Genomic DNA, 24,057 nt, shown 5'->3' with positions numbered 1-24,057 from the left:
TCGATTGATTTCGCGTCCGTTCCTTTAAATGGTGTGATTTTGTTACCGCTCGCGCAAGGCACGGTTGAATTGTTGCAATAGACGTCCAAAATCTTCGGCATCGTCCGATGGCCAATCCGTCAGGAGACGTTCGATGCTCGCGAGGCGCGCTGTCCGGTAAATCGTGAGCTCTTCTTGTCCTTTATCCGTAATATGATAGAAGAAGGCACGACCATCTGTCGGATCTTTTACTTTTTCCACAAGTTGCTTCTGATCGAGCGCTGCAGCTTGACGGCTGACGGTCGAGACATCAAGCTGAAGTTCACGGGCAAGTGTTTTGACACCGACGTTGCCGGAATCCGCTAGTTGTCGCAGTAAGAGGTAGGAAGCACGATCTAAATTGCGATTGTCTGCCGTCGCTGTCGTCAAGCGCCGGATCAGGATTGCTAACTCCAATTCAATGGTTTCGAGTGCTTGTTGAGACATCGGGTATCTCCCCTTTCAAAAAGTCTCTCTGTCCCTCATGATTACCCAATGTGGATAAGCTGTCAATGCGAAAAGCAGGAGGCTTGACAGAGTTGTAGTTGTATTATACAATCATTTTTGTTCTTTTAATTGTATCATACAACTTTCGTAGATGAAAAACGAACGACAAAGGAGAATTCAGATGAAAGCTTATGAGTCGATGAAACAAGATGTCATCACGGTAAACGATACAGATCTGATTCGGACGGTCATCGAACGATTCATTCAATCTGGTATTAGCGGCGTTCCTGTCATCAATGCTGAGCAGGAGGTCGTCGGGTATATCAGTGATGGAGATATCATGCGCGCGATCGGAAAACACAAGGACATCATCGTCGATACATTCTTATATGTAGATGTCATCAAAGGAGACGAAGAAGATTATGAAGATCGGATTCGTCATATCTTGAATCGACCTGTCATGGAACTGGCACGCCGGAAAGTCGTAACTGCGGACGCTGACACAGAAATGGAAGAGATTGCAGCAACGCTCGGCGCAAAACGGATCAAAAAGCTTCCAATCCTTAAAGCAGGACGGCTTGTTGGGATCATTAGTCGAGGCGACGTCATCCGCCATTCGTTTAAACAGTTCATGTAACACATCCAATAGAAAGAAGGGACACTATGGCACTTGCTGAAAAAACAACGACGCTTGAGCCGGAAACGGTATTAGCAGAGAGCAAACATGGATTATTCCATCAACCAGTTGCTGTCTGGGCAGTCTTTTTCGCCAGTATTACAGCATTCATGGGAATGGGGCTCGTCAATCCGGTCTTACCGACGATTGCCGAGAATTTAGAAGCGTCAAAAAGTGAAGTAACGCTCTTATTTACAAGTTATAACGCCGTCATGGCATTCGCGATGTTGATTACAGGCGCGATCTCATCACGGATTGGTCAAAAAGGAACATTGATGCTCGGGATCGCCGTCATCGCAACCGTTGCTGGTTTTGCTTCACAAGCAGACAGCATCTGGACGCTCGTCGCGTTACGCGGTGGTTGGGGGCTTGGGAACGCCTTATTCGTCGCAACTGCACTCGCTGCGATTGTTTCCTTATCGTCAGGCGGAACAGCCAAAGCGATCATTTTATATGAAGCAGCCGTTGGTCTTGGGATTTCGATTGGACCATTGTTAGGTGGAACGCTCGGTTCAATCACATGGCGCGCACCGTTCATGGGTGTTGCGACAATCATGGTTATCGCGTTCCTCGTTTTGCTCTTCTTGATGCCAAAACCAGCAGCATCTGCTGCACCGAAACAGAAGTTGTCGTTAAAAGCACCGTTCCAAGCGATGAAGCATCGTTCGCTCTTGACGCTCGGGATCGTTGCAGCACTTTATAACGTTGGGTTCTTTACGATCATGGCCTATGCACCATTCGTCATGAAATTACCAGCTCAAGGACTCGGATTCGTCTTCCTCGGCTGGGGGATGTTGCTTGCCATCACATCGGTTCTAACAGCTCCGAAACTGAAACAATGGTTCGGAACAATCAAAGCGATGGTCATGATGTTGATTACATTTGCGATCTTGCTTCTGTTAATGGGGATCTTTACGGAAACACCAGCCGTCGTCATCGTCTGTGTCATTTTGGCGGGAGCCGTGCTTGGGAATAACAACACGCTCATCACGACCGCTGTCATGGACGCAGCACCTGTCGAACGTTCGACAGCATCTGCGGCATACAGTTTCCTACGTTTTCTCGGGGCAGCCATCGCGCCATTCATGGCCGGTAAATTGGCTGAAATCTTCAACGCAAACCTACCGTTTTATGTCGGAAGTGGCTTCGTCCTCTTATCCGTCATCATCATCGGGGTCAATCTCAAACACATCCGCCATATCGATCGGACGGAAGGCGGACATTAATTTCAAAAAAACAGCCGAAGCGAATCTGCTTCGGCTGTTTTTGATTGAAATCAAGAAGGGTACATGTCTCGTAACGTGCGGATCGAGTGCTCAATCATTTCCCGAAGAACGTCTAAATCGATGTCAGTCAGTCGTTTTACGTAGAGGCAGGACTTACCGCGTCGATACGTACCGAGAGTGGCAAGCAGTCGTTCCGATACATCGTCTTCACCAAGCGCGAGGTAAAGGACGAGGTTCGTCTTGCGCGGAGAAAAGCCGACATAAAAGCTGTCGCCCTCGTGACCAGAGACATAGCGATAATGATAGGCACCAAAACCAATCAAGGAAGACCCCCAAATGACGGCTTCGTATCCCGTGACATCTTCGAAGAACTGACGTAACGTGATACCATCTGCTTGACGTAGTGGCGGTTCGACTTGTGCCAAAAAGGCATCAACGGACTGTTCGGTAGGACCTGTCTTTGGCGTATCAGACATAAGCAGACTCCTTTCGGATGAAGAAGATATCGGTTACTTTCGAGAAAGGCTAGTAAATATCCTGTAACTCAGAGGTGGAAATCGAATGAAGCATCGCATCGTGTTTCGAGGAGAAGAAGACAGTATATCGTGGGACATCTTACACGTGTATCCAAAGCAAGGTGAACTAACGATTCAGATGACGGGACAAGATAGTAAACACGACATTTCAGTTTCATTCGACGAATATGATCTGTTCATCCGTGATTTTGCCCATGTTCATGAATCGTTACAGGGAGAAGTCGTATTTGAGCAGGGCGTGATACGTCTCCGTTTACGATATGACCGGCTTGGTCGTGTCTTCATCAGTTGGTCTGACGGACAAACGAGTCATCAGTTTCGCAGTGATCAAAGTTATTTAAGTGAGGCATTGGCACAGCTTGGTGTGTACTAAACTAGACACAGTAAAAGTAGAAGGGACGACTTTGGGTATTGCACCCGAATGTCGTCCCTTCTTTTATTTAGTGTGATGAAAGTGGTTGGTGTAGCGGTGTGTTGATCAAGTTGAAGCAAAACGCAATCGTTTGTTCATATTCGGATAACGGAATCGACTCATCGACTTGATGCGCGAGACGGAAATCATGGAAAGAAGCAATCGCGATCGGGAATGCTTTTTTTGCTTGGCTGAACATCGCACCATCCGTTCCGCCTGGGATGGCGATTTTTCGTGGTGTCACGCCACTGACTTGCTCCATCGTATCTGCGACCTGTTGCAAGAAAGGCGCTTGTTCATCGGTTTCACAGGAAGGAATATCCTTGATGACGGTCACGCTCATATCAAAGTCAGGATCTTCTGCAACAAGTCGACGCTCGATATCCGTAAAGGCAGCAAGAACGTCCGCTCGACCGAATCCCGGAATCGTCCGGATGTCCATATAAAACGAAGCCTGACTCGGAACGACGTTTGGTCCTTCGCCTCCTGAAATCGAGGTGATCGACGCAACGACCGGACCAAGTGCCGAGTGATGATTCGTCGTGATCGAAAAACGCTCCGACTTCACTTCTTGGATGACGCGATATACGTCATCAATCGCATTACGTCCAAGTTGCGGGGCAGAGCTGTGTGCACTTTTCCCACGGCATGTTACTTCAATCCCAACGACCCCTTTTTGTGCATAACCGATCATCCCGCTCGTCGGTTCTGTTATCAGTAGAGCATCTAAATCATCCGCATGCCCTTGTTCCGTCAAATGCCGAGCTCCTGTCATGCCATTTTCTTCATCGGATGTAATCAGAAGTTTGACGGTGTTCGGACGGTTTTGACGTTCCTTGTATTGAATGAGCGCTTGCACCATCGCCATGACACCTGACTTCATATCCGAAGCCCCACGACCATAAATGCGTCCGTCTTCGATTTCACCACCGTATGGATCTTTCGTCCAGCCGTCTCCTTGCACAGGAACCGTATCGAGATGACCAGATAGCCCGAGTACGGAAGGGCGTGAAACCTCTTCACTCGCAGGAACGGTCGCGACGAGACAAATCCGTTTAGGTGAGACTTCGATCCATTCTGTCGAGATGTGATGATCAATCAGTACATCGTACACATAGCGTGCGACGGCTTCTTCTCCGTCCGTCGGGTTGACGCTTGGAATTTGAAGACACCGTTGTAAGTAAGTAATTGCTGTTTGCATAAGTATTTCCCCCTTTACCTATCCTATACCCTGCTAAAAATACTTCAGGGAGGTAAACGAATTCGGAAAATAATTTACGGGGATGAACGTCTTGAAATAAAAGAAAACGGTGCAACCAGAGGGTTACACCGCGCGTTACTTATTCACTTTTTTCTGCTTCGTCTTTCCATTTCGAATCGATTAACATCTCTCCCGGCCATGTATAAGCCATGATGCCGCCGTCCGCTGTGATATCCTCACCGGTGACATATGAGCTGTCATCAGAAGCGAGGAAGAGAGCGACCGTTGCCATCTCGCGTGGTTTACCGAGTCGTCCGAGTGGTGTGATCCAAGCGTTCGCATCGCGGAACTGTTTACCTTGCTCTTTTTCTTTTTCACCGACGAGTGTATCGATGAGTGGTGTTTCGATTGTTCCTGGTGATAACGAATTGACACGAATGCCATGACGCGCATAATCGATTGCCATCGCGCGCGTGAAGTTCGCAATCCCGCCTTTTGCTGCGTTATAACCGGACCGGTTCAAGTCAGCTGCGCGACCAGACATCGATGACGTATTGATGATTGAACCACCGTTATCAAGCATGAGTGGAATCAAGAATTTACTGACGAGGAATGTACCGCGCAAGTCGACAGCGATGATCCGGTCGAAGAGATCGATTGGATACTCGTGGACTTTCCCGCCTTGTTCATCGATTCCGGCATTGTTGAAGAGGACGTCGATCGTACCGTATGTCTCTTTGACGTGCTTCGCAAGTTGCTCGACACTCTCGACGTCTGAGACATCGACATGGACGGCTTCCGCTTTCCCACCTTGTTGTGTAATCTGTTCTACTGTTTGTTGTGCTTTTTCAAGTGAGACATCGGCACAGACGACCGTTGCTCCCTGTTCTGCGAAGACAAGTGCAGTCGCTTGTCCAATCCCTGTTGCCGAGCCGGTAATGACAGCTACTTTTTGATCGAGTCTACCCATTATTAAATCCCTCCTAAGTCGTATCGTTCACCTTATGAAACATTCCCGGAGAAATGGAGATTAAACCCATCGATGCGTCTAGTGTTAGAGGATAGGGGGTACATCTACAACAGCACAATCGCTGTATAGAGGGAGATGAGAACGCTGACATCCGATCAATGGCAACTTGCCAAAAAATTATTACACGAAGCCGTCCAGTACCAAATGACACTCGAGAAGAGTGCATTTGCAAGTGAATTGATCGACCAAACGACACCTGTCCTCTGGTTTGGTGATGCGACACGTAGCAGTTGGGTGACGATCGCGACGAACCCATCTCGATCGCAGTTTTTAGACCGAACAGGTACATTACGATTTGACGAGCATGGTCCGCTTTTCATACGTCCGAAGTCGATGGCATGGGAGGATTATCTGCAGGAGAAAACGCTGACGGATTCGATCCGGCGCTTCAATCGTTACTTTAAACAACCAAATGTGTACCGGACCTGGTTCGGTCGACCAGGTGGCGGTAAGCTCGAAGGATTCTTGAACGGACTCGGTGCGTCGTTTTACGAAAAGACGTTTGATCCAGTCATTCACTTGGATTTTTTCCCGTTTCCGACACACCACTACATGGGAGCGATCAAAGAACGCAGCGTGTTGGAAGATAGTCCATTCGGTCAGACATTTTTGTTACGCCTGCTTGAACTGTTTTCGATAAAAGGAATCATCCTGCTCGGTAAGGAGCACACGGAACGATTTGCGAAGCTCGAACCAGATATCGATTGGACAACCTATCGACCAACGGATTATCCGGACGCGATTTTTCAAGTCGGCTTCTCGTCACGATTTCAGGTACCCGTCGTCGGACTCCACTTCAAACCGAGTGAGCAGTTCATCGGTCTCGGTAATCGAAAGGATGAAAACGGCGTTAGCCATGGCACCTACGGGTCAGCAGAACACTTACGTCAAATTGGAATGATTGTCCTTGAAAAAGTTACGATATACAGTGCAAAAGGAGATTGACAGATATTTCGAACTCCCTAATAATAGGAGGTGAATTAGCACTCTATATGATTGAGTGCTAAAAAAGGGGAGGCAGAATGAGCATGGAAACGAAACAATTTAAGGCGGAATCAAAACGATTGCTGGAGATGATGATTCATTCCATCTATACGCATAAGGAGATTTTCCTGCGCGAATTGATCTCGAATGCAAGTGACGCCATGGATAAGATGTACTACAAAGCATTGACGGACGAGACGATTTCGTTCGAAAAGGAACACTACAAAATTACGATCGAACCAAATAAAGAAGCGCGTCAACTCATCATTCGTGATACGGGAATCGGAATGACGAAGGAAGAACTAGAAGACAATCTCGGTACGATCGCAAAAAGTGGATCGCTTGCCTTCAAGGCAGAGAATGAAGCACAAGATGGTCATGATATCATCGGTCAATTCGGTGTCGGATTCTATTCTGCCTTCATGGTCGCAGACGTCGTCACTGTCGTTACAAAACCGTTCGGCAGTGCGGTCGCTTATAAATGGGAATCGCGCGGTGTCGAAGGTTATACGATCGAGGAAGTCGACAAGGAAACCGTCGGAACGGAGATTACGCTCCATATCAAGGCGAATGAGGAAGAAGAATCGTATGACGAATACCTCGAGACGTATCGTTTGCGCAGTATCATCAAAAAATACTCAGATTTCATTCGTTATCCGATCGAGATGAAGGAACTCGAACGTCAGCCGATCGAAGGCAGTGACGAGACGGAAGAGGTCGAAGTCGTCAAGACGATCAACAGCATGGTGCCGATCTGGCGGAAGAACAAACGGGAATTGACAGACGAGGACTATAAGAACTTCTACCAAGAGAAGCGTTATGGTTTCGACACACCAGCGAAACACATTCATATCAGTGTCGACGGCGCTGTTCGTTATCAATCGATCTTATTCATTCCAGAGCAGGCACCGTACGATTATTATTCGAAGGAATTTGAAAAGGGTCTTGAACTCTATGCCAACGGTGTCTTGATCATGGAAAAATGCAGCGACTTGTTGCCGGATCACTTCAGTTTCGTCAAAGGGATGGTCGACTCGGAAGACTTATCGCTCAACATCTCGCGTGAGTTACTGCAGCACGATCGTCAATTGAAATTGATCGCGAAAAACATCCAAAGTAAGATCAAGACACAACTCGAAGCACTTCTGCGCGAGGATCGTACGAAGTACGAAACGTTCTATCAAGCGTTCGGACGTCAGCTGAAGTTCGGTATGTATAATGATTACGGCATGCATAAAGAACAGGTGCAGGACCTCGTCCTCTTCTACTCAGCCAAGGAGAAGAAGTTGATCACACTCGCAGAATACGTCGCAGCGATGCCGGAAGATCAGGCACATATCTATTACGCTGCTGGTGAGAGTACGAATCGTCTGGATAAATTACCACAATCCGAGCTCGTTCGTGATAAAGGGTATGATATCTTGTACTTCACGGAAGAGATCGATGAGTTCGCGATTCAGATGCTCGTGACGTATAACGAGAAGACGTTCAAGTCGGTCACAAGCAGCGATTTAGGGATTGAAGCAGCAGAAGCGGAGACGACGGACGCACAAGCAGAGATGTTCCAAGCTATGCAGGAAGTGCTAAGTGGACAAGTCAAGGAAGTCAAAGCCTCAACGCGTCTCAAATCGCATCCCGTCTGTTTTGCGACGGACGGCGCCGTCTCGATCGAGATGGAGAAAATCCTGAAGGCGATGCCGAATAACGAAGGGGTAGAAGCGGTCAAGATTCTTGAATTGAATCCGTCACACGCAGTGTTCCACTCTCTTGAAACGGCATATCAAAACGATCGTTCGAAATTCGAGCGCTATACAAAACTGATGTATCAACAAGCATTGCTTGTCGAAGGGCTTCCACTCGAGGATCCAGTAGCGTTCGCGAATGATGTGTGTTTATTGATGGTATGAAACGAATAGATGTAAAAAAGGCATTGGATGCGCGCATCCAATGCCTTTTCTCGTACAGTGTTACATTAATCTGTTTGTAAATCAGAAGCAGTTTCACCTTTTTTTGAGAGAACGTTCAAAACGACGACAAAGAGTACGAATGTAACTAAGGCTCCGATGAAACCGAAGACTGAAGACTCGGTGAAACCGATGACTAAATAACCGACTGCCGCAGTAACAGCACCGACTAGCGCATACGGTAACTGTGTCGTAACGTGATCGATGTGATGGGATCCAGCCCCTGTCGAACTTAGGATTGTCGTATCGGAAATCGGTGAACAATGGTCACCGAAGACAGATCCAGCAAGAACAGCAGCAAGCGTCGGTAACAAGAGTGAGGCATCAACAGCCATGACGAGATCCGCACCGATTGGCAACATGATTCCGAATGTGCCCCAACTTGTTCCTGTTGAGAATGCCATCAAGCCGGCAATCAAGAATAATAAGAATGGCAAGTACGAAGCAGAAATCGAGTTGCTGACGAAGCTCGCGAGATAGTCACCGGTTTTCATATCACCGATGACAGCGATGATCGTCCAAGCGAATAACAGAATCACGACTGCTGGCCACATCGAACGCATACCAGCGACAATACTTGCACGGTAATCGCGGCCCGGAATTTTCCGACCGATAAGCATCAGGAAGGCAACGATCAAACTAATGACGACACCTGCGACGAGGGAACGGGTGACGTCCGTTGCCTCAAATGCACCGATTAAAGTAAACGGGCGGTTGTCGGCTGCAAGTGCCTGAGCACCTGTTCCGAGTAACGCACTGATCGTAGCAATGACGAGCACGACGATCGGAACGACGAGATCCCGGACTTTTCCGTTCGTATGTTCGTTGACCTCTTTTGCCATTCCCATCGGTGTTCCTTTTGACGCATCAAAAAGTTCACCATTCGCGGCACGGCGTTCATGCTGTTTCATCGGTCCAACAGAGACGCCAGAGTAAGCGATGTAAAGTGTTAAAAGTAATGCGAAAATCGCATAGAAGTTCATTGGAACGATCATCATAAAGGCACTAAACGCTGAGTAATCCGTAATCGAGTGCGTCGTTAAGATACCGGCGATGATAGAGATGATGAATGCGCCCCAACTCGAAAGCGGACTGATGACACAAACAGGCGCAGCTGTTGAGTCAATCAAATAGGCAAGCTTCGCACGTGAGACACCACGGCGATCCGTTAACGGACGACTGACGTTGCCGACAGCGAGACTATTGAAGTAATCATCGATGAAAATTAGGATACCGAGTCCGAAGGCAACTAAGCGTGCACCACGCGCTGTCTTGACGTGCGTAGAAGCCCATTCACCGAAAGCGCGAGCGCCACCTGATGTCTGAATGAGCGTGGAAAGGACGCCGAGCAATAACAAGAAAACAAGCAATAAGACGTTCCACTCGTTTAAGGCACCGTCCGCCCAAAAGAGGCTGAAGATATTCTTGCCGAGATAGGTTACCGTATCGATCGGGTTAAAACGGTGAAGTAACAGGGCACCGACGAGAATGCCGACACCTAACGAAAGAACGACCTTTCGGGTAAAAATGGCTAATAAGATAGCTAGTAAAGCAGGTACAAGGGCAATAATGGAATCTGAATAGTTGACCATGAAAAATATCCTCCTCTTTAATAAATGGCTTAAAGATGAGACCCCGCGGCACAAAAAAAGCAAGGGCACCGGCAACAAAGCCGACACCCTCGCTGGATGCGTCTTTCTTAGCCGAATTGGAGCGCTCCATACAATTGTTATGTATGGCAATCGATCGGGTGTTTCCCGAATCGACCAACGACGATATGCTCGACACATACTGTCATTTCGGCGATGTCACCTTTCCTGTAGTCGTCTTCGTTGTCATCCTCGGACCAAGTACTGATTGAAATCGCGCCTCTACCTCATCGATAGAATAGTCATATTCTGTTCTTATGGACACTTTATCATGTATTTCAGAAGCGATTCAACCATATATTCTGATAATTTAAGATAAAGTTGTTTATTCAGCAAAATGTTGAATGAGCTGTTTCATCAAATAGGCTTGGTTTTCCTCGAATTGTTTTTTTCGATGACCGTTTGCGCCAGATGGGTGGGGGAAGCCGGAAAGAAGCTGATGCTGTTCGATTCGTCCATCATGAATCAATCCACGGACTTGCGTCTCGACGACCCGACCGAGTGGAATCAATAACGCTGGTTTTTGTAACTGATTAATCTCAGCGACGAAGTGTTCTTCCGCGTAGTGCCTTAATAAAGGGCTACGATTGATCTTCGGTTGATGACCCGAGTAATTCTTTTCGCGATAAAAGACGGGTTGCTTTAACAGTGACGTTGGATGCAATAATTTCTGATGTTGATGAAATAAGCTAGCCGTCGTCTCGATTCCGAGCAATGCTGGAAGTTCAAGTGTATCGAGCATCTGGACGAGGTTACGTCGCATCGTTCCGGCAAAGCTTGCTGTATATTTGACGAGGCGTGCCGTCTCTTCTAATGAAACACTATGGTGAAGCGCATCTGTCGCTTCTTCGAAAGCGATTCGCATCTGTTCAAAACCTGGTGTGATCCCGATAATGACGACTTTTGCTTCAGTATTGACGTATTCGCCAATCGGAGAGTAATAGACGGTCAGCTCGTTCTCCTGTTGCAATAAAAAATCGTCCGTCCATAATTCATCACGTCGTAACGTACGATCGTCAGGTAAGCTACGAATGGCTTGTTCAAATATAGTTAATGAATTCATGAAGGACCCTCTCTCTCTGTAATGGCACTATGATAACAAATAATACCATTTGTGACAATTCGACCCTTTCACTATTTGTGTATAGGTATATAAAAAAGGACTCGATACGAGTCCTTTTCGTGCATCATGCGCGTTCTTTGACCGAAGCGACTTCATATGTCAGAATCTCGCTGCCGAGCATTGGCGATTCTCCTGCCTCACTACTCGCAGGTCGACTATGTGACGCTTTGAAATCGTCACTCTCCCGCCACGCTTGAAAACTCTTCATATCTTCCCAGTACATGTTGACGTTCATTTCATCGTGTTCTTCGATGTTTTGCGTCAATAAGACCTCAACACGGATGAATCCGTCCATCGTATCAAGTCCACTTGGACGTGTAAAACGAGGAGCGAGAGCTGCAGCCATCCCTTTTTTGACTTTAATCCGGTTCGTAACGACGATCATCATAAAATCCCCTTTCAAAAAACGAGTAACGTACTTCTTCAGTATAGTACGATGAGGGAAAGAATGCCGGAAAGAAGGAACAAAAGACGATGAATGAACAGGAATATGATCAACGATTACGAATTGAGACCATTGAGATGCAACACCTTTATGGTGTGTTTAGTCACTACAATCGCTATGAACCGACGCCTTATGCGGCACTCAGCGAATTATGCGAAACCTATCCGTTTCAAAAAGAGGATATTGTCATCGATTTCGGGTGTGGGAAAGGGCGTTTAAACTTTTACTTACACGATCGTTTTGACTGTTCCGTCATCGGAATCGAGATGAACGGACAATTTTACGAGGACGCACTTCGGAATATGGCGAACTACCAAAGTCGACGGAAGCGGCGTTCCGGAAGTTTGCGATTCGAACAGACGTATGCCGAGCAGTATACCATTCCGGATGAGGCGAATAAGTTTTATTTCTTTAATCCATTCTCTTCACAAATTTTCATGAAAGTGATCGATCACATTTTAAGTTCGGTCGAACGTTCCCCGCGTTCGGTTGATCTCATCTTGTATTACCCGACCGATGAATACCGGGAGTACTTGGAGCGCCATACCGTATTCGAGCAAATCGATGAGATTCGATTACGAGACCTCTATGAAAAAAATCATGACGAGCGGTTCGTCATCTATCGCTTTGATCCGAACAAACTGCTTCAAAACGGGTATGAATACAGTGAGGAAAGAAATAAAAGATAGGGAGGTCGGACGATGATCCGTTTGGAGCATGTGACGAAGGAATTTGCGCCGGGGCGTGGGATATTCGATGTCAGTTTTACAGTTGATCCGGGTACGATATTCGGTTTCATCGGACCAAACGGATCTGGAAAATCAACGACACTCCGACATTTGATGGGACTACTGGCGGCGGATGGTGGAAAGGCGACGATCGGTGGTTTTGATTGCTGGAATCAAAGTAAAGAAGTGAAGAAATTGGTCGGTTATTTGCCAGGGGAGATTAGTTTACCTGGAGACATGACGGGAGCAGACATGCTGGATTTGATGCAACGACTACACGGTAGCGATCCGGCACGGCGACAACTGTTGTTGAAACGATTTCCTTTTGAGACGAAGACGAAAATCCGCAAGATGTCAAAAGGGATGAAACAAAAATTGGCACTTGTCGGTTGCTTCATGAAGGATGCACCCGTCTATCTACTTGATGAGCCGACCAGTGGACTCGATCCTTTGATGCAAGAGCGTTTTTTAGAGTGGATCGAACAGGAGAAGCATGCTGGAAAAGCGATTCTAATGAGTTCACACCATTTTCCGGAGATGGAAAAATCGTGCGATCGAGCGGCTTTAATCAAAACAGGGCGCATCATCGTCGAATCGGATATTCATGAGTTGGTTCGATCGAGTCGAAAGACGTACACGATCGTCTTCCGAACGGAGGTGGAAGCAGCACAGTTCGCGATGCAAGTCGGTGTTGAACCGAAGCGGACAGAAGTCAGTTTTCAAACGGATGAGACGCTGAGCTTGAATCAGGCGATCGCTTATTTAACGCAGTACGATGTACGGCTGATTCGTCCGTCAGCAGATGATTTAGAACAGGTCTTCTTGCATTATTATGGAGAGGAGGAATCGTCGTGATATTGCTGATCCGCTCTTTATTCAAGCAGGTTAGAAAGCCCGTGCTTGCTTATGCGATTGGAACGAGTCTCTACTTATTGATGCTTGCGTTGCTTTATCCATCGATGATGAAGACCGGTTTACTAGAAGCAAAACTAGAAGCGTTACCTCCAGAAGTCTTAAAAGCATTTCAATACGATAAGGTGACAGGGTTCGAGAATGTACTGGATCTGCTCGGGGGAAACTATTATGGACTGATTTTTCAAGTCATTGCGAGTCTATTCTTGCTCTCATTAGCAGCGCGACTCGTTGCGCGACCAATCGACAATGGAGAGCTGATCGTCTATCTCGCAGCCCCGATCACCCGGAATGCGTATACGTTTGCTGTTGCGATCGTCATGGGTATCGCAAGTATGGTTCTCGTAGGACTGAATGGACTTGTCTTGATGGTATCCGACTGGTGGATGACAGATATTTCGATCAATGACGTCATCTTATGGCGGATTCAACTCAATGCGCTATTGTTACTCTTCGCGATCGGTGCCTTTACGTTATTCGTTGCGACGTTATTTGACGAAGAACGTCGTGCTTTTTCGCTTGCTGGTAGTGTGCTTGTCCTATCGATCGTCTTGACGATTCTGTCGGAACTAAGTGACAAGACGGAGTGGCTTCGTTATCTATCTGTCTTCTCCTTATTCAATACGACGCAATTACTAGAAGGAACGGATCATTTTCTTCTTCATTCCATTCTTTTACTCGTCCTCTGTCTCGTGTTCTTGACCGGAGCAGTCGTTCAATTCGGACGTCGGAGTCTGTCGATTTGATCGAAAGTGGCGCAAAAACTTTACAGAAAGTGAACATTTAGGATTTGAACGTTGCGTCATGCGCTGATTTTTACTAAGATAAAGGAATGTTGTAGTTCTGGAAAAAGAAATGAGGTCTTTCGAAATGAATAAACCATCCATTTATGGATTAACGCTTGAGCAGATGACAGAATGGTTATCGAATCAAGGGCACAAACCATTCCGTGCCAAACAAGTATGGGATTGGCTCTACCGTAAACGTGTCACGACTTTCGCGGAAATGACGAATGTCAACAAGGATTGCCTTGAGTTGTTAGATCAGAGTTTTACGATTGACTCGATGACAGAAGCGGTCAAGCAAGAATCAGCAGACGGAACAATCAAGTTCCTTTTCAAATTATATGATGGCAACTTGATTGAAACGGTTTTGATGCGTCATAAATACGGTCTTTCTGTCTGTGTTACGACACAGGTCGGCTGTAACATCGGCTGTAGCTTCTGTGCAAGTGGTCTTATCAAAAAGAGCCGCGACTTGTCAGCAGGCGAAATCGTTGAGCAGATCATGAACGTTCAACATCACCTCGATGCAGTCGGTAACGAAGAACGTGTCAGCCACGTCGTCGTCATGGGTATCGGTGAACCGTTCGATAACTTCGACAACATGGTTGACTTCTTGAACGTCATCAAGGACCACAATGGTCTTGCGATCGGTGCACGTCACATCACGGTTTCAACAAGTGGTTTGGCAGACAAGATCTACAAGTTCGCTGACTTGAAACTCCAAGTCAACTTAGCCATCTCGCTTCACGCACCAAACAATGAATTGCGTACGCAAATCATGAAAATCAACCGGGCGATCCCGCTTGAGAAATTGATGCCAGCGATCGATTATTACGTTCAAACGACGAACCGTAAAATCACGATCGAGTACATCTTGCTTCGTGGCGTCAACGACCAAAAGGAACACGCAGTCGAACTTGCGAAACTGTTCGAAGACAAACGTCACCTGACGTATGTCAACTTGATTCCGTACAACCCGGTCGATGAGCACGGTCAATATCAGCGCAGTACGTCTGAAGATATCACGACGTTCTACGATACGTTGAAAAAGAACGGCTTGAACTGTGGTGTTCGTCTCGAGCATGGAACAGACATCGATGCGGCATGTGGTCAATTACGTAGTAAGCAAATCAAAAAAGATAAAGTAGCATCCAAATAATTCGTTGGGCTTCTCATCGTTTCGGTGGGAAGCTTTTTTTACGATAAGAAATGAGGACATTCTATGACACGTACACGATTTAATGATTTTAACTTAAGCGCACCGATTCTCGACTCAATCGAGCAACTCGGCTACACGACACCAACCGAAGTCCAGCAATCCGTCATTCCGGTCGTATTATCTGGAAAAGATGTCATCGTCAAATCACGGACGGGGAGCGGAAAGACGGCATCGTTTGCGATCCCACTGTGTGAACTCGTCGAGTGGGAAGAAAACAAACCACAAGTCTTAGTCTTGACGCCAACACGTGAGCTTGCCTTGCAGGTCAAAGAAGATATCATGAACATCGGACGTTATAAGCGGATCAAAGCGACAGCTGTCTTCGGCAAGCAACCGTTCCGTGGGCAAGTCACGGAGCTCAAGCAAAAGACACACGTCGTCGTCGGAACACCGGGACGCGTACGCGATCATATCGAGCGGGGCACGTTATCGCTTGAGAAAGTCCGTTACGTCGTTTTAGATGAAGCGGACGAAATGCTGAACATGGGCTTCCTCGATCAAGTCGATGCCATCTTGTCTGAGTTACCGAAGGAGCGGATGACACTATTGTTCTCTGCGACCTTCCCAGAAGACATCGAACAGTTGAGTGACCGTTACATGGAGGCACCAAAACGGATCGAAGTGGGTGAAACCGTCGTCTCGACGATTACGCATAGTTATATTCAGGTGACGGACAAGACGAAGTTCGCGATTTTGAAAGATGTCCTGGTCGCTGAAAACCCGGATCGCTGCATGATCTTCTGTCGGACGAAAGAACACGTTGATTTCGTCGCGAATGGTCTACGCGCACATGACTATCCGGTTGAAGCGATCCATGGTGGGATGGAACAAGACGATCGACTCGATGCGATGAAAGCCTTCCGTGCCGGGAAGTTCCGAATTCTTGTCGCAACAGATGTCGCGGCACGTGGGATCGATATCGAGAACATCACGCACGTCATCCAGTATGATCTCCCTGTCGAACGAGAAAGCTACGTTCACCGGACCGGTCGGACGGGGCGTGCAGGAGCAGCAGGACAAGCAATCAGCCTCGTCACGCCGGCAGACGAACGTCGCCTGAAGGAAATCGAGCAGTATCACGGGAAACTGACACGTCGCCAAGCACCGACGGAAAAGGACTTGATGCGAACAGCGGATGCATTTGAGGAGAAGATGGCGACGGAAGATACGCGTTCTTCGAAAACGGAGCAGCTTGATGCGGACATCATGAAATTGTTCTTTAACGGCGGGAAAAAGAAAAAACTCCGTGCCGTCGACTTCGTTGGAACGATTGCGAAGATTGAAGGCGTCACAGCAGACGACATCGGCATCATCTCGATTCAGGATACGTTGACGTATGTCGATATCCTCAACGGGAAAGGTCCGCTTGTCCTCCGGGCGATGAAGACGACGAAGGTCAAAGGGAAACAATTGAAAGTGTACGAAGCATTCAAGAAATAAGACAAGCCGGTCATTCTCCGCTTAAGCGAAGAGGAACCGGCTGTTTTGCGTCAAGGCATGTCCAAGATGGAGTCCGCTTGCGGCTGCTTGGGCAAGCGAGTGTGTAGCACCGGAACAATCACCGATCGCATAGACACCAGGACATGTCGTCTCAAACGTCTCTGATGTCTCAAGCATCGGTGCGTAAAACTTACCATCTAATCCATAAAGCAACGTATCTCCCGGAAGTTCCACTTCAAGGAGTTGCTCAAGACGTTCTAAAAACCCTTCTAAGACGAGCAGGTCTTCTGCAGGCATTTCTGCATGCAAATTACCGGGAGACGCGGTTAGGGAAGGGACAATGGTGTTACGACTCAATTGATCGTGTGCCGTCGCTCGCGATGCTCGGAAATCACTGAGTCGCTGAACGAGAATGCGATCACCACCTTGGTTGATTCCGCCAATGATGCGTGCGGCATACGCATTCGCTTTCGCTAGTGTTGAAAAATACCGCGGGAGAAATAGCGTGAAGTTCAGATTTGTCGAGCCGTCTGTTGTCTCGTGGACATTTTGACCGTCCGGCATGACGAGTCCTTCTTGATATTTGCGGATGATCCGTCCGCGCGGATTCATGCAATAGGTGACGGCTTGACCGTAAGGCGAGTCGTAACCGAGCTTCGTCTCGAACGTCTCCTGTAACAATGTCCGAAATAGTACCTCATCCGTCTCAATTCGCACCCCGAGATCGAGTCGGGTCCGCTGTGGGGTGATACCAAGCGTCGCTAACTGGTGCAACGTAAAGTCTGCACCAGAACGACCCGTCGCGAACACGATCCGTTGACTGACGAAGGTCTCGTCCGCTGTTTTGATCGTAAACGACTTCGACTTCGTGATCTGCTCGATTGTCGTTTCGAATCGGGCATCGAGACGCGGTAATAAGGCGTCCTCAAACGCCGTGAAGACAGCAGCTGTCCGTACTGTGCCTAAATGACGGACGGTCGTCTCGACCGAATGTAGATCGGCGCGACGGGCACGAGACGCTACAGTAGGGGAATGCGTGGAATAGGTCTCAACTGTACCTCCACCATATGTACATAAGAGATCATCGACTTCTTCGAACAGTCGTCGTGTCGTCTCTTCACCGATTTTTGAGACGAGTTCCCCGCCGAATCCCGTCGCATAATTGAACTTTCCTTCTGATTTGCCAAGCCCTGCGAATCCAAGATACGCATCTTCTGCTGTTCGTTCGCGAATCGGTTTTCCGGCATCGAGCAGTAGGACGCGTTGTCCATCTTCAACGAGCTGATGGGCGAGGAAAATTCCTGCCACACCGGCTCCGATAATCGTCACATCATACATCACAGACGCCTCCTTTTCTTTGAGTATACAAAAAAGCCGGATTCCTGTGAAAGGAATCCGGACTAGGTGAGATCGCTTATTTCCACTCTGCGATGTCAGCGATTGGTAGACGAACTGATGGGTATCCTGCGTCGACTGCTTTACCGATTGAAAGCAGCATGACTGGAAGATAACGTTCTTTTTCAAGACCGAATGCTTCTGCGATTTGGTCTTTTTCGTAACCACCGATTGGGTTTGTATCGTAACCGTGTGCACGAGCAACGAGCATCAATTGCATCGAAACGAGACCTGAGTCGATCAAGATGCTATCACGTAATGTTTCAACGTCTTCTGGACGGTAGAAACCTTTGATAGCTGGTACTTGGCGATCACGTACTTCTTGCGGCATAAGACCTTTTTCCACAGCCATATCATAGATTGTCTCGATGCTGTCGACTGCGTTCATGTCACCGAAGACAGCGATGACAGCAGAAGATGTCTCGACTTGAACTTGGTTGAATTTTGCGAGTGGTGCGAGTGTCGCTTTACCTTCTTCGCTATCGATGACGAGGAAACGCCATGGTTGCATGTTAACTGAAGATGGTGCAAGTGTTGCTTCTTCAAGGATTTGTGTCATTTCTTCTTTTGAAATTTTTACGTTCGTGTCGTAGTTACGAATCGAGCGGCGTCCTTTGACGATTTCCATGAAGTCCGTTGTTGTTTGAGTAGTCATAATTATTCAATCTCCCTTGTGTGTGTTTTCTTTTTTTATAGTGTAAAAAAACTTATTTCCAGTCTGCGATGTCGTTGATTGGTAGGCGAACCGATGGGTATCCTGCGTCAACCGCTTTACCAATCGATAGCAACATGACCGGTACATAACGCTCTTTTTCAAGACCGAATGCTTCCGCGATTTGATCTTTCTCGTAACCACCAATTGGGTTTGTATCATATCCGTGTGCACGAGCGACGAGCATCAATTGCATCGAGACGAGACCCGAGTCGATCAAGATGCTGTCTTTCAAATCGTTCGCCGATACACTGCTGTACATACCTTGAATCGCTGGTACTTGGCGATCGCGTACTTCTTGTGGCATAAGCCCTTTTGCGACAGCTGTATCGTAGATGTTCTCGAGTTGATCAACAGCGTTCATGTCACCGAAGACCGCGATGACAGCAGAAGATGTCTCGACTTGGACTTGGTTGAATTTCGCGAGTGGTGCGAGTGTCGCTTTGCCTTCTTCGCTATCGATGACGAGGAAACGCCATGGTTGCATGTTGACAGAAGAAGGTGCGAGTGTTGCCTCTTCAAGAATTTGTGTCATTTCTTCTTTTGAGATCTTCACGTCTGTATCGTAGTTACGGATCGAGCGACGTCCTTTGACGATTTCCATGAAGTCTGTTGTTGTTTGCGTTGCCATATTAAATCGACTCCTCTTTTAATTTAGGTAATGTGTCGGCGTTCGCTTCGATGCGTTGAATCATCTCAGCTAGCGTCCGTTGTTCTTCAGCGGAGAATCCTTCGAGTAAGTTCTCGAGGAACTCATCTTTTTGTTCGCGTAATCGTGCAATGCGCGTCGCCCCTTGTTCCGTTAAGGAAACAAGAATCACCCGATTGTCAGCGGCTGACCGCTCGCGAGCAATCATCCCGGTCGATTCCAGATGTTTGAGATGACGGGTCACTGCTGCATGATCGACATTGACGCGTTTTTGCAATTCTTTTTGACTGATCGTTTGATCGACTTGTAGTTGAGCAAGTAGGTCCATTCGAGTCTGACTGAAACCATCCGTACAGAGATCGAATTTTTGAGCAATCGTCTTATTGACGGAGACGAGTGCATAGATCAAACGTCCTTTTTCGGTGCAGGAAATACTCAATCCATCACATCCTTCCCTTCGTTCGAAGAAACCTTTGACGTATCAAAGATTGATATGTAAACGAATATAACGTGTTTATTTTGATGGCGCAACTTATCTGCTTCTGACATAAAAAAAGATATCATTCACGCAGAATGATATCGAGTCAGGCGACTTAGCTAATTTGGCGTTCAGACGCTGGAATTCCTTTTGCATCAATCGCTGCAATGATCCGGCGGAAATAAAACAACCAAAATTGCAGAAACGGTCCAATCAGGAAAATCGAGAGGATCGTACCGAAGAAAACAGGTCCCCCAAGCAACCAACCGATGCCGCATGCCGTGACTTCCATGATCGTCCGCATCAGACGAATCGACGTTCCGAAGCGCTCTGCAAGTGTCAGCGTTAACCCATCACGTGGACCAGCCCCGTATCCGACAGCGACATACAGACCAGCGCCCATCCCAATGATGAAGATACCGAAAATCAGCCAGAGCGTATTCAACCAGATCGATTCAAAAGAGGGTAAGAGATGAGAACCAAGCACAAGATTCATGAAGACACCGACGAAAATCGCGTTGACGAGCGTTCCGATTTGCGGTGTGACGCGGTCTAATGCGTACTTAACGAAAACGAGTAATAGACCAACAAGTAAGATGATCGTTCCGACGGATAGTGGCGTCTTCTTTTGGAGACCAAGATGCAATACATCCCACGTCGAGACACCGAGTTCAGCCGTGATCATCATCGATGAGCCAAGAGCGAGTAAAAATAAACCAAGCAGGAAGAGTCCCCACTTTAACGTAGCGCGTAACAACCAGGAAGCGCGATGACGCGTCATGTCTGGCACCTCATTTCTTAAAATAATTGATTCGTTAACTGTATCATGAGGAAAGTGGAAGAAGAAAGACGAAATTTTCCGTTTTTTCCATCTTAAGAAGGAGGGGAAGGAGGATTGAGACCCGTATACTGAAGAAAAAAGGAGATGACCGAATGAAAGCGATCCGGCACCTGATTCGTTTTACATATATAGAAGCCATCTGTTGCGTCTTTCCCGTGATGATTTTCGCAGCACTTGCTCTTTCACGTTATCTTCCTACTGAAATGGTTGCTCGATATGATCTCCTGTTGCTATGGTGTATTCTCGTCCAAATCGTCTTACTCGTCACACGTTATGAAACGATGGAGGAATTCAAACTGATCTTATTGTTTCACGTCATCGGTCTAGCACTTGAACTGTTCAAAGTGAACGTCGGGTCTTGGAGTTATCCGGAAGAAGCTTTGACGAAAGTGGCTGGTGTTCCATTGTATGCAGGATTCATGTACGCAAGCGTCGCGAGTTATGTCTGCCAGGCTTTTCGGCGATTTCATTTGCGATTCATAGCATTTCCTCCCCCGTGGCTTGCGATCAGCGTCGGCAGTCTCGTCTATCTCAACTTCTTCACCCACCACTGGATCTTCGATGCACGCTGGCTATTGATGGTTCTCGTCGTCCTCGTTTTCTATAAGTCATGGGTTTATTTTACGATCGAGCAGACGATTTACCGGATGCCGCTCGTCCTGTCCTTTTTACTGATCGCCTTTTTCATTTGGATCGCAGAGAATATCGTGACGTTCTTTAAAGGCTGGGTCTATCCGCATCAAGAAGGAGGCTGGGCAGTCGTTGATCTTGGAAAATTATCTTCTTGGTTCCTACTTGTGATCATCACGGTTTTGATCGTCATCGTCGCGAAATATAAGCGTCAGGATCCGGCTGTGGAAATTCAGCAACGCACCTAAATAAAAAAATAACCCGGTTATTTTTTTGAACTACTTCCGCGTTTTTTCGTTGCTATAGTGAAAAAAACGCAAAGGAAGTGGTTACGGATGATGCAACAGGTGTTGGAACGAGCAACTGAATTGGTACAGATGAAATTAGCGGTCGTGGAGCGGTATGAAGATTGGCAACTCTGGCTCGACGAAGTGAACGGAATCGACGAATGGGTCAAGATGTCAGCGTATTATGCACCGCGCGACGTTCAAGAAACACCGGTCATTGACGAAGTAGTGGAGCTAGAGAAGCAGACCATCGTAATACCATCGCAAGTACCTGTCGAGCCAGTACGCAAGCAACGTTATGCCTATACGTTTCAGCGGGGTTTAAAAGGCGGTACTTTACTAGAATGGTCCGGCAGTCATATTTCAGAACGAGACGTCCGCGATTGGAATCTCGAGCACGGCATGGAAGTCCGGGTCCGTATCGATCGTCAGGATGATCAAAAAACGATGTGCCGTGTTGAAGCCGTCGTCTCGACGGAGCGAATGAGAGAGAATCCGGAACGTGTCGTGTTTGAACAAGCAATCGTCAAGGCACATGGAATCATTGAGGAAACGGTGAATGGTCCACTGCAAGATGAGTCGGGCAGATCGTTCTATTATGTCGTACCGGTAGAAGACATGCGCTATTTCCGACTAGAAGCAGGTCAACTCGTCGATCTCGTCATGTGGCGGGAACGGAAGGATACACTGACGATTGCTTGGAAGCATCCGTTCACGTATGAAGAGCCGATCGTCAACGCATCATCTAACCGCCGATCAGAAGTAGAGCAACCGGTAGTGAAGGCATCTGTGACAACAAAAAAGTCAAATCGGTATGCACGAAAAATGAAACGACAACCGGTGCCGAAAGCTAAAAAAGCGCAGCGTCGCGTCCGTATGCCAAAAGAGCGAACGATTGAACCGATCGTGACGACAGCTGTACCCGGACAATTGATGGATTTCGTTGATAAGACACCGCTTGATTTCACGCGCTTCACAGGAATGCGTCTCGTCATTGTCGGAAACGAACAACAGACCGCTGTCTATCGTGAGTTCTTTGCGCCGACGGGGATCGAATTGATTCATCTGGCAGGGGACGCACAGTCCGCGAAAAAGATTGCCTGTCTCGCCAAAAAGACGGACGCGATCGTCGTCGTAACGAGTCGCGTTTCTCATGCAGCGAGTGCACATGTCATCGCGCAGGCGAAAAAGCATGGTATTCCATTCGCGATGGAACGGCTCGACGGTCGACGCTCGTTATACACGGCGTGTGAACGACAGCTTGAGCGTGCCTGGCTCAACCAGCAAAGAGACGGGAAATTATTGAAAAAAGAGTGAAACATTAGAAGAATTCGACCGTAAAGTAAGGTGAGAACTTATTTTTCAAGGAGGACCTTACTCATGTCATCTCAATTAAAAAAAGCAGCGAAGGAGTCGCTCAGCGGTCGTTGGGGATTTGCCATCCTCATGTTCGTACTTTTTTCTATCATCCAGAGCGTTCCGACGTTCATCGGACCAGATCCTAACGAAGATCTAAATGCGATGAGTGCGGTCAGCATCATTCTTTCGATTTTATTGATCCCAATCGCAGCGGGTTGGACGTGGGTCGCGATGTCGTTCGCACGCAATGAAGAAGTCAAAGTAGCTGATTTGTTCGAACCGTATAAAATCTTCGGTAAAGTCATCGGCGTGTCGATTGTGCAAGCGGTCTTCTTATTCCTATGGACCTTACTCTTGATCATTCCAGGGATCATCAAGTCGTTCTCTTACTTGTTGACGTTCTACATCCTTCGAGATGAACCATCAGTCGGTATTCTCGAGGCAATCACGCGTTCACGTCAACTCATGGATGGTCATAAAATGGAAGCATTCTTACTCTTCCTATCATTCATTGGTTGGGCATTACTTGTGATTGTTACACTTGGTCTTGCTGTCTTATGGGTTGGACCATACTTCAGCGTCACGATGGCAAAATTCTATGATCGTGTTCGTGGTGAACAGGCGCCAGAGCCAACATCAGATTTCGTCGCACCATATTAATCCCGAATCCCGACACGATGTCGGGATTTTTTATGCTCGAAATAATTCCGATTGGAAAAGACGGTTTAATGGTTGCTTTAGTTCAGTGAATTTTGTACGATGAATGCAACACATCTTATCTAGAGAAGTCGAGGGACTGGCCCGAAGACACTTCAGCAACCCCGCCGTGGCGGAAGGTGCTACTTCCAGGAAGGGATACCTTCCGAAGATAAGAGCGGACAGGACAAGATACCGTCGCTCTTTTCGAACTT

25 protein-coding genes and 2 riboswitches are annotated in these 24,057 nt (G+C 47.4%); of the genes, 13 read left to right on the top strand and 12 right to left on the bottom strand.

Features of this window, described 5'->3' with window-relative positions:
• Positions 1 to 42 precede the first annotated feature (42 nt).
• Positions 43 to 465 (bottom strand): MarR family winged helix-turn-helix transcriptional regulator, encoded by a 423-nt coding sequence (locus KNQ09_RS14270; RefSeq protein WP_035395500.1) that lies wholly within the window; start codon positions 463 to 465, stop codon positions 43 to 45.
• A gap of 181 nt (positions 466 to 646) precedes the next feature.
• Between KNQ09_RS14270 and KNQ09_RS14265 the strand changes: the two genes are divergently transcribed.
• On the top strand, positions 647 to 1,102 hold the full coding sequence (locus KNQ09_RS14265) for a CBS domain-containing protein (protein ID WP_214858860.1): 456 nt from the start codon (positions 647 to 649) through the stop codon (positions 1,100 to 1,102).
• 26 nt (positions 1,103 to 1,128) lie between these two features.
• On the top strand, positions 1,129 to 2,367 hold the full coding sequence (locus KNQ09_RS14260) for an MFS transporter (RefSeq protein ID WP_023469805.1): 1,239 nt from the start codon (positions 1,129 to 1,131) through the stop codon (positions 2,365 to 2,367).
• 50 nt (positions 2,368 to 2,417) lie between these two features.
• Here KNQ09_RS14260 and KNQ09_RS14255 read toward each other — a convergent pair whose 3' ends face one another.
• Complete coding sequence (locus KNQ09_RS14255) at positions 2,418 to 2,843, bottom strand: DUF1801 domain-containing protein (RefSeq protein WP_214858859.1); 426 nt, start codon at positions 2,841 to 2,843, stop codon at positions 2,418 to 2,420.
• Positions 2,844 to 2,928: 85 nt separating this feature from the next.
• On the opposite strand from KNQ09_RS14255, the gene KNQ09_RS14250 reads away from it, so the two are divergent.
• On the top strand, positions 2,929 to 3,276 hold the full coding sequence (locus KNQ09_RS14250) for a WapI family immunity protein (RefSeq protein ID WP_064300747.1): 348 nt from the start codon (positions 2,929 to 2,931) through the stop codon (positions 3,274 to 3,276).
• A 67-nt stretch (positions 3,277 to 3,343) separates the two neighbouring features.
• On the opposite strand, the gene KNQ09_RS14245 is transcribed toward KNQ09_RS14250, so the two are convergent.
• A complete protein-coding gene (locus tag KNQ09_RS14245; RefSeq protein ID WP_214858858.1) occupies positions 3,344 to 4,516 on the bottom strand; it encodes a M20 family metallopeptidase in 1,173 nt (390 codons plus the stop codon).
• A gap of 139 nt (positions 4,517 to 4,655) precedes the next feature.
• Positions 4,656 to 5,486, bottom strand: a complete 831-nt coding sequence (locus KNQ09_RS14240) for an SDR family oxidoreductase (protein WP_023469801.1) — start codon at positions 5,484 to 5,486, stop codon at positions 4,656 to 4,658.
• 135 nt (positions 5,487 to 5,621) lie between these two features.
• On the opposite strand from KNQ09_RS14240, the gene KNQ09_RS14235 reads away from it, so the two are divergent.
• Both KNQ09_RS14235 and htpG read left to right on the top strand, forming a co-directional pair.
• Positions 5,622 to 6,491 (top strand): PDZ domain-containing protein, encoded by an 870-nt coding sequence (locus KNQ09_RS14235; RefSeq protein ID WP_214858857.1) that lies wholly within the window; start codon positions 5,622 to 5,624, stop codon positions 6,489 to 6,491.
• 83 nt (positions 6,492 to 6,574) lie between these two features.
• Positions 6,575 to 8,437, top strand: coding sequence for a molecular chaperone HtpG (gene htpG, locus KNQ09_RS14230; protein WP_064300743.1), 1,863 nt, complete (start codon positions 6,575 to 6,577; stop codon positions 8,435 to 8,437).
• A gap of 65 nt (positions 8,438 to 8,502) precedes the next feature.
• Here htpG and KNQ09_RS14225 read toward each other — a convergent pair whose 3' ends face one another.
• The 3 genes from KNQ09_RS14225 to KNQ09_RS14215 all read right to left on the bottom strand — a co-directional run bounded on the left by KNQ09_RS14225 (position 8,503) and on the right by KNQ09_RS14215 (position 11,651).
• A complete protein-coding gene (locus tag KNQ09_RS14225) occupies positions 8,503 to 10,086 on the bottom strand; it encodes a Na+/H+ antiporter NhaC family protein (RefSeq protein ID WP_214725178.1) in 1,584 nt (527 codons plus the stop codon).
• A 111-nt stretch (positions 10,087 to 10,197) separates the two neighbouring features.
• Positions 10,198 to 10,376, bottom strand: a riboswitch (Lysine riboswitch).
• Between the two features lie 92 nt (positions 10,377 to 10,468).
• A complete protein-coding gene (locus tag KNQ09_RS14220) occupies positions 10,469 to 11,206 on the bottom strand; it encodes a uracil-DNA glycosylase family protein (RefSeq protein ID WP_214858856.1) in 738 nt (245 codons plus the stop codon).
• A 124-nt stretch (positions 11,207 to 11,330) separates the two neighbouring features.
• Complete coding sequence (locus KNQ09_RS14215; RefSeq protein WP_023469797.1) at positions 11,331 to 11,651, bottom strand: heme oxygenase; 321 nt, start codon at positions 11,649 to 11,651, stop codon at positions 11,331 to 11,333.
• An 89-nt stretch (positions 11,652 to 11,740) separates the two neighbouring features.
• Between KNQ09_RS14215 and KNQ09_RS14210 the strand changes: the two genes are divergently transcribed.
• From KNQ09_RS14210 to KNQ09_RS14190, 5 genes are all read left to right on the top strand, one after another.
• Positions 11,741 to 12,400 carry a methyltransferase gene (locus KNQ09_RS14210; RefSeq protein ID WP_064300739.1) on the top strand — a complete coding sequence of 220 codons (660 nt, stop codon included), beginning with the start codon at positions 11,741 to 11,743 and terminating at the stop codon, positions 12,398 to 12,400.
• A 12-nt stretch (positions 12,401 to 12,412) separates the two neighbouring features.
• Complete coding sequence (locus tag KNQ09_RS14205) at positions 12,413 to 13,294, top strand: ABC transporter ATP-binding protein (protein WP_064300738.1); 882 nt, start codon at positions 12,413 to 12,415, stop codon at positions 13,292 to 13,294.
• A complete protein-coding gene (locus tag KNQ09_RS14200) occupies positions 13,291 to 14,097 on the top strand; it encodes an ABC transporter permease subunit (protein WP_064300737.1) in 807 nt (268 codons plus the stop codon). The genes KNQ09_RS14205 and KNQ09_RS14200 overlap by 4 nt, the downstream gene beginning before the upstream one ends.
• Before the next feature lie 124 nt (positions 14,098 to 14,221).
• A complete protein-coding gene (gene rlmN / locus KNQ09_RS14195; protein WP_023469793.1) occupies positions 14,222 to 15,295 on the top strand; it encodes a dual-specificity RNA methyltransferase RlmN in 1,074 nt (357 codons plus the stop codon).
• Positions 15,296 to 15,358: 63 nt separating this feature from the next.
• A complete protein-coding gene (locus KNQ09_RS14190; protein ID WP_214858855.1) occupies positions 15,359 to 16,795 on the top strand; it encodes a DEAD/DEAH box helicase in 1,437 nt (478 codons plus the stop codon).
• A 21-nt stretch (positions 16,796 to 16,816) separates the two neighbouring features.
• Here the strand turns inward: KNQ09_RS14190 and KNQ09_RS14185 are convergent, their stop codons facing one another.
• From KNQ09_RS14185 to KNQ09_RS14165, 5 genes are all read right to left on the bottom strand, one after another.
• Positions 16,817 to 18,133: an NAD(P)/FAD-dependent oxidoreductase gene (locus KNQ09_RS14185; RefSeq protein ID WP_214858854.1), complete on the bottom strand. Its 1,317-nt coding sequence runs from the start codon at positions 18,131 to 18,133 to the stop codon at positions 16,817 to 16,819.
• Positions 18,134 to 18,209: 76 nt separating this feature from the next.
• On the bottom strand, positions 18,210 to 18,845 hold the full coding sequence (locus KNQ09_RS14180) for a nitroreductase family protein (protein ID WP_023469790.1): 636 nt from the start codon (positions 18,843 to 18,845) through the stop codon (positions 18,210 to 18,212).
• Positions 18,846 to 18,897: 52 nt separating this feature from the next.
• Complete coding sequence (locus tag KNQ09_RS14175) at positions 18,898 to 19,533, bottom strand: nitroreductase family protein (protein ID WP_050678777.1); 636 nt, start codon at positions 19,531 to 19,533, stop codon at positions 18,898 to 18,900.
• Position 19,534: 1 nt separating this feature from the next.
• On the bottom strand, positions 19,535 to 19,990 hold the full coding sequence (locus KNQ09_RS14170; RefSeq protein ID WP_023469788.1) for a MarR family winged helix-turn-helix transcriptional regulator: 456 nt from the start codon (positions 19,988 to 19,990) through the stop codon (positions 19,535 to 19,537).
• A 154-nt stretch (positions 19,991 to 20,144) separates the two neighbouring features.
• A complete protein-coding gene (locus tag KNQ09_RS14165) occupies positions 20,145 to 20,810 on the bottom strand; it encodes a YczE/YyaS/YitT family protein (RefSeq protein WP_023469787.1) in 666 nt (221 codons plus the stop codon).
• A 152-nt stretch (positions 20,811 to 20,962) separates the two neighbouring features.
• On the opposite strand from KNQ09_RS14165, the gene KNQ09_RS14160 reads away from it, so the two are divergent.
• The 3 genes from KNQ09_RS14160 (at position 20,963) to KNQ09_RS14150 (ending at position 23,806) form a co-directional block, all read left to right on the top strand.
• A complete protein-coding gene (locus KNQ09_RS14160; protein ID WP_214858853.1) occupies positions 20,963 to 21,748 on the top strand; it encodes a DUF817 domain-containing protein in 786 nt (261 codons plus the stop codon).
• Between the two features lie 90 nt (positions 21,749 to 21,838).
• Positions 21,839 to 23,104, top strand: a complete 1,266-nt coding sequence (locus KNQ09_RS14155) for a DUF2325 domain-containing protein (RefSeq protein WP_251138215.1) — start codon at positions 21,839 to 21,841, stop codon at positions 23,102 to 23,104.
• A gap of 63 nt (positions 23,105 to 23,167) precedes the next feature.
• On the top strand, positions 23,168 to 23,806 hold the full coding sequence (locus KNQ09_RS14150; protein WP_050678780.1) for a DUF975 family protein: 639 nt from the start codon (positions 23,168 to 23,170) through the stop codon (positions 23,804 to 23,806).
• Positions 23,807 to 23,918: 112 nt separating this feature from the next.
• Positions 23,919 to 24,021, top strand: a riboswitch (SAM riboswitch).
• Positions 24,022 to 24,057 lie beyond the last annotated feature (36 nt).

Source organism: Exiguobacterium sp. s191 (assembly GCF_018618955.1).
Lineage (GTDB): Bacteria > Bacillota > Bacilli > Exiguobacteriales > Exiguobacteriaceae > Exiguobacterium_A > Exiguobacterium_A abrahamii.
Note: the sequence above shows the minus strand (reverse complement) of the source record. Positions and strands in the feature narration are given on the sequence as shown.

What these genes read in the sequence shown, in the direction of transcription:
- KNQ09_RS14160 (WP_214858853.1), top strand. Translation starts at nt 20,963, where the DNA reads ATGAAAGCGATCCGGCACCTGATTCGTTTTACATATATAGAAGCCATC.
- KNQ09_RS14235 (WP_214858857.1), top strand. Translation starts at nt 5,622, where the DNA reads ATGAGAACGCTGACATCCGATCAATGGCAACTTGCCAAAAAATTATTA.
- KNQ09_RS14240 (WP_023469801.1), bottom strand. Translation starts at nt 5,486, where the DNA reads ATGGGTAGACTCGATCAAAAAGTAGCTGTCATTACCGGCTCGGCAACA.
- KNQ09_RS14245 (WP_214858858.1), bottom strand. Translation starts at nt 4,516, where the DNA reads ATGCAAACAGCAATTACTTACTTACAACGGTGTCTTCAAATTCCAAGC.
- KNQ09_RS14265 (WP_214858860.1), top strand. Translation starts at nt 647, where the DNA reads ATGAAAGCTTATGAGTCGATGAAACAAGATGTCATCACGGTAAACGAT.
- KNQ09_RS14190 (WP_214858855.1), top strand. Translation starts at nt 15,359, where the DNA reads ATGACACGTACACGATTTAATGATTTTAACTTAAGCGCACCGATTCTC.
- KNQ09_RS14155 (WP_251138215.1), top strand. Translation starts at nt 21,839, where the DNA reads ATGCAACAGGTGTTGGAACGAGCAACTGAATTGGTACAGATGAAATTA.
- KNQ09_RS14205 (WP_064300738.1), top strand. Translation starts at nt 12,413, where the DNA reads ATGATCCGTTTGGAGCATGTGACGAAGGAATTTGCGCCGGGGCGTGGG.
- KNQ09_RS14270 (WP_035395500.1), bottom strand. Translation starts at nt 465, where the DNA reads ATGTCTCAACAAGCACTCGAAACCATTGAATTGGAGTTAGCAATCCTG.
- KNQ09_RS14260 (WP_023469805.1), top strand. Translation starts at nt 1,129, where the DNA reads ATGGCACTTGCTGAAAAAACAACGACGCTTGAGCCGGAAACGGTATTA.
- KNQ09_RS14210 (WP_064300739.1), top strand. Translation starts at nt 11,741, where the DNA reads ATGAATGAACAGGAATATGATCAACGATTACGAATTGAGACCATTGAG.
- KNQ09_RS14180 (WP_023469790.1), bottom strand. Translation starts at nt 18,845, where the DNA reads ATGACTACTCAAACAACAACGGACTTCATGGAAATCGTCAAAGGACGC.
- KNQ09_RS14225 (WP_214725178.1), bottom strand. Translation starts at nt 10,086, where the DNA reads ATGGTCAACTATTCAGATTCCATTATTGCCCTTGTACCTGCTTTACTA.
- KNQ09_RS14175 (WP_050678777.1), bottom strand. Translation starts at nt 19,533, where the DNA reads ATGGCAACGCAAACAACAACAGACTTCATGGAAATCGTCAAAGGACGT.
- htpG (WP_064300743.1), top strand. Translation starts at nt 6,575, where the DNA reads ATGGAAACGAAACAATTTAAGGCGGAATCAAAACGATTGCTGGAGATG.
- rlmN (WP_023469793.1), top strand. Translation starts at nt 14,222, where the DNA reads ATGAATAAACCATCCATTTATGGATTAACGCTTGAGCAGATGACAGAA.
- KNQ09_RS14215 (WP_023469797.1), bottom strand. Translation starts at nt 11,651, where the DNA reads ATGATCGTCGTTACGAACCGGATTAAAGTCAAAAAAGGGATGGCTGCA.
- KNQ09_RS14150 (WP_050678780.1), top strand. Translation starts at nt 23,168, where the DNA reads ATGTCATCTCAATTAAAAAAAGCAGCGAAGGAGTCGCTCAGCGGTCGT.
- KNQ09_RS14250 (WP_064300747.1), top strand. Translation starts at nt 2,929, where the DNA reads ATGAAGCATCGCATCGTGTTTCGAGGAGAAGAAGACAGTATATCGTGG.
- KNQ09_RS14255 (WP_214858859.1), bottom strand. Translation starts at nt 2,843, where the DNA reads ATGTCTGATACGCCAAAGACAGGTCCTACCGAACAGTCCGTTGATGCC.
- KNQ09_RS14165 (WP_023469787.1), bottom strand. Translation starts at nt 20,810, where the DNA reads ATGACGCGTCATCGCGCTTCCTGGTTGTTACGCGCTACGTTAAAGTGG.
- KNQ09_RS14185 (WP_214858854.1), bottom strand. Translation starts at nt 18,133, where the DNA reads ATGTATGATGTGACGATTATCGGAGCCGGTGTGGCAGGAATTTTCCTC.
- KNQ09_RS14220 (WP_214858856.1), bottom strand. Translation starts at nt 11,206, where the DNA reads ATGAATTCATTAACTATATTTGAACAAGCCATTCGTAGCTTACCTGAC.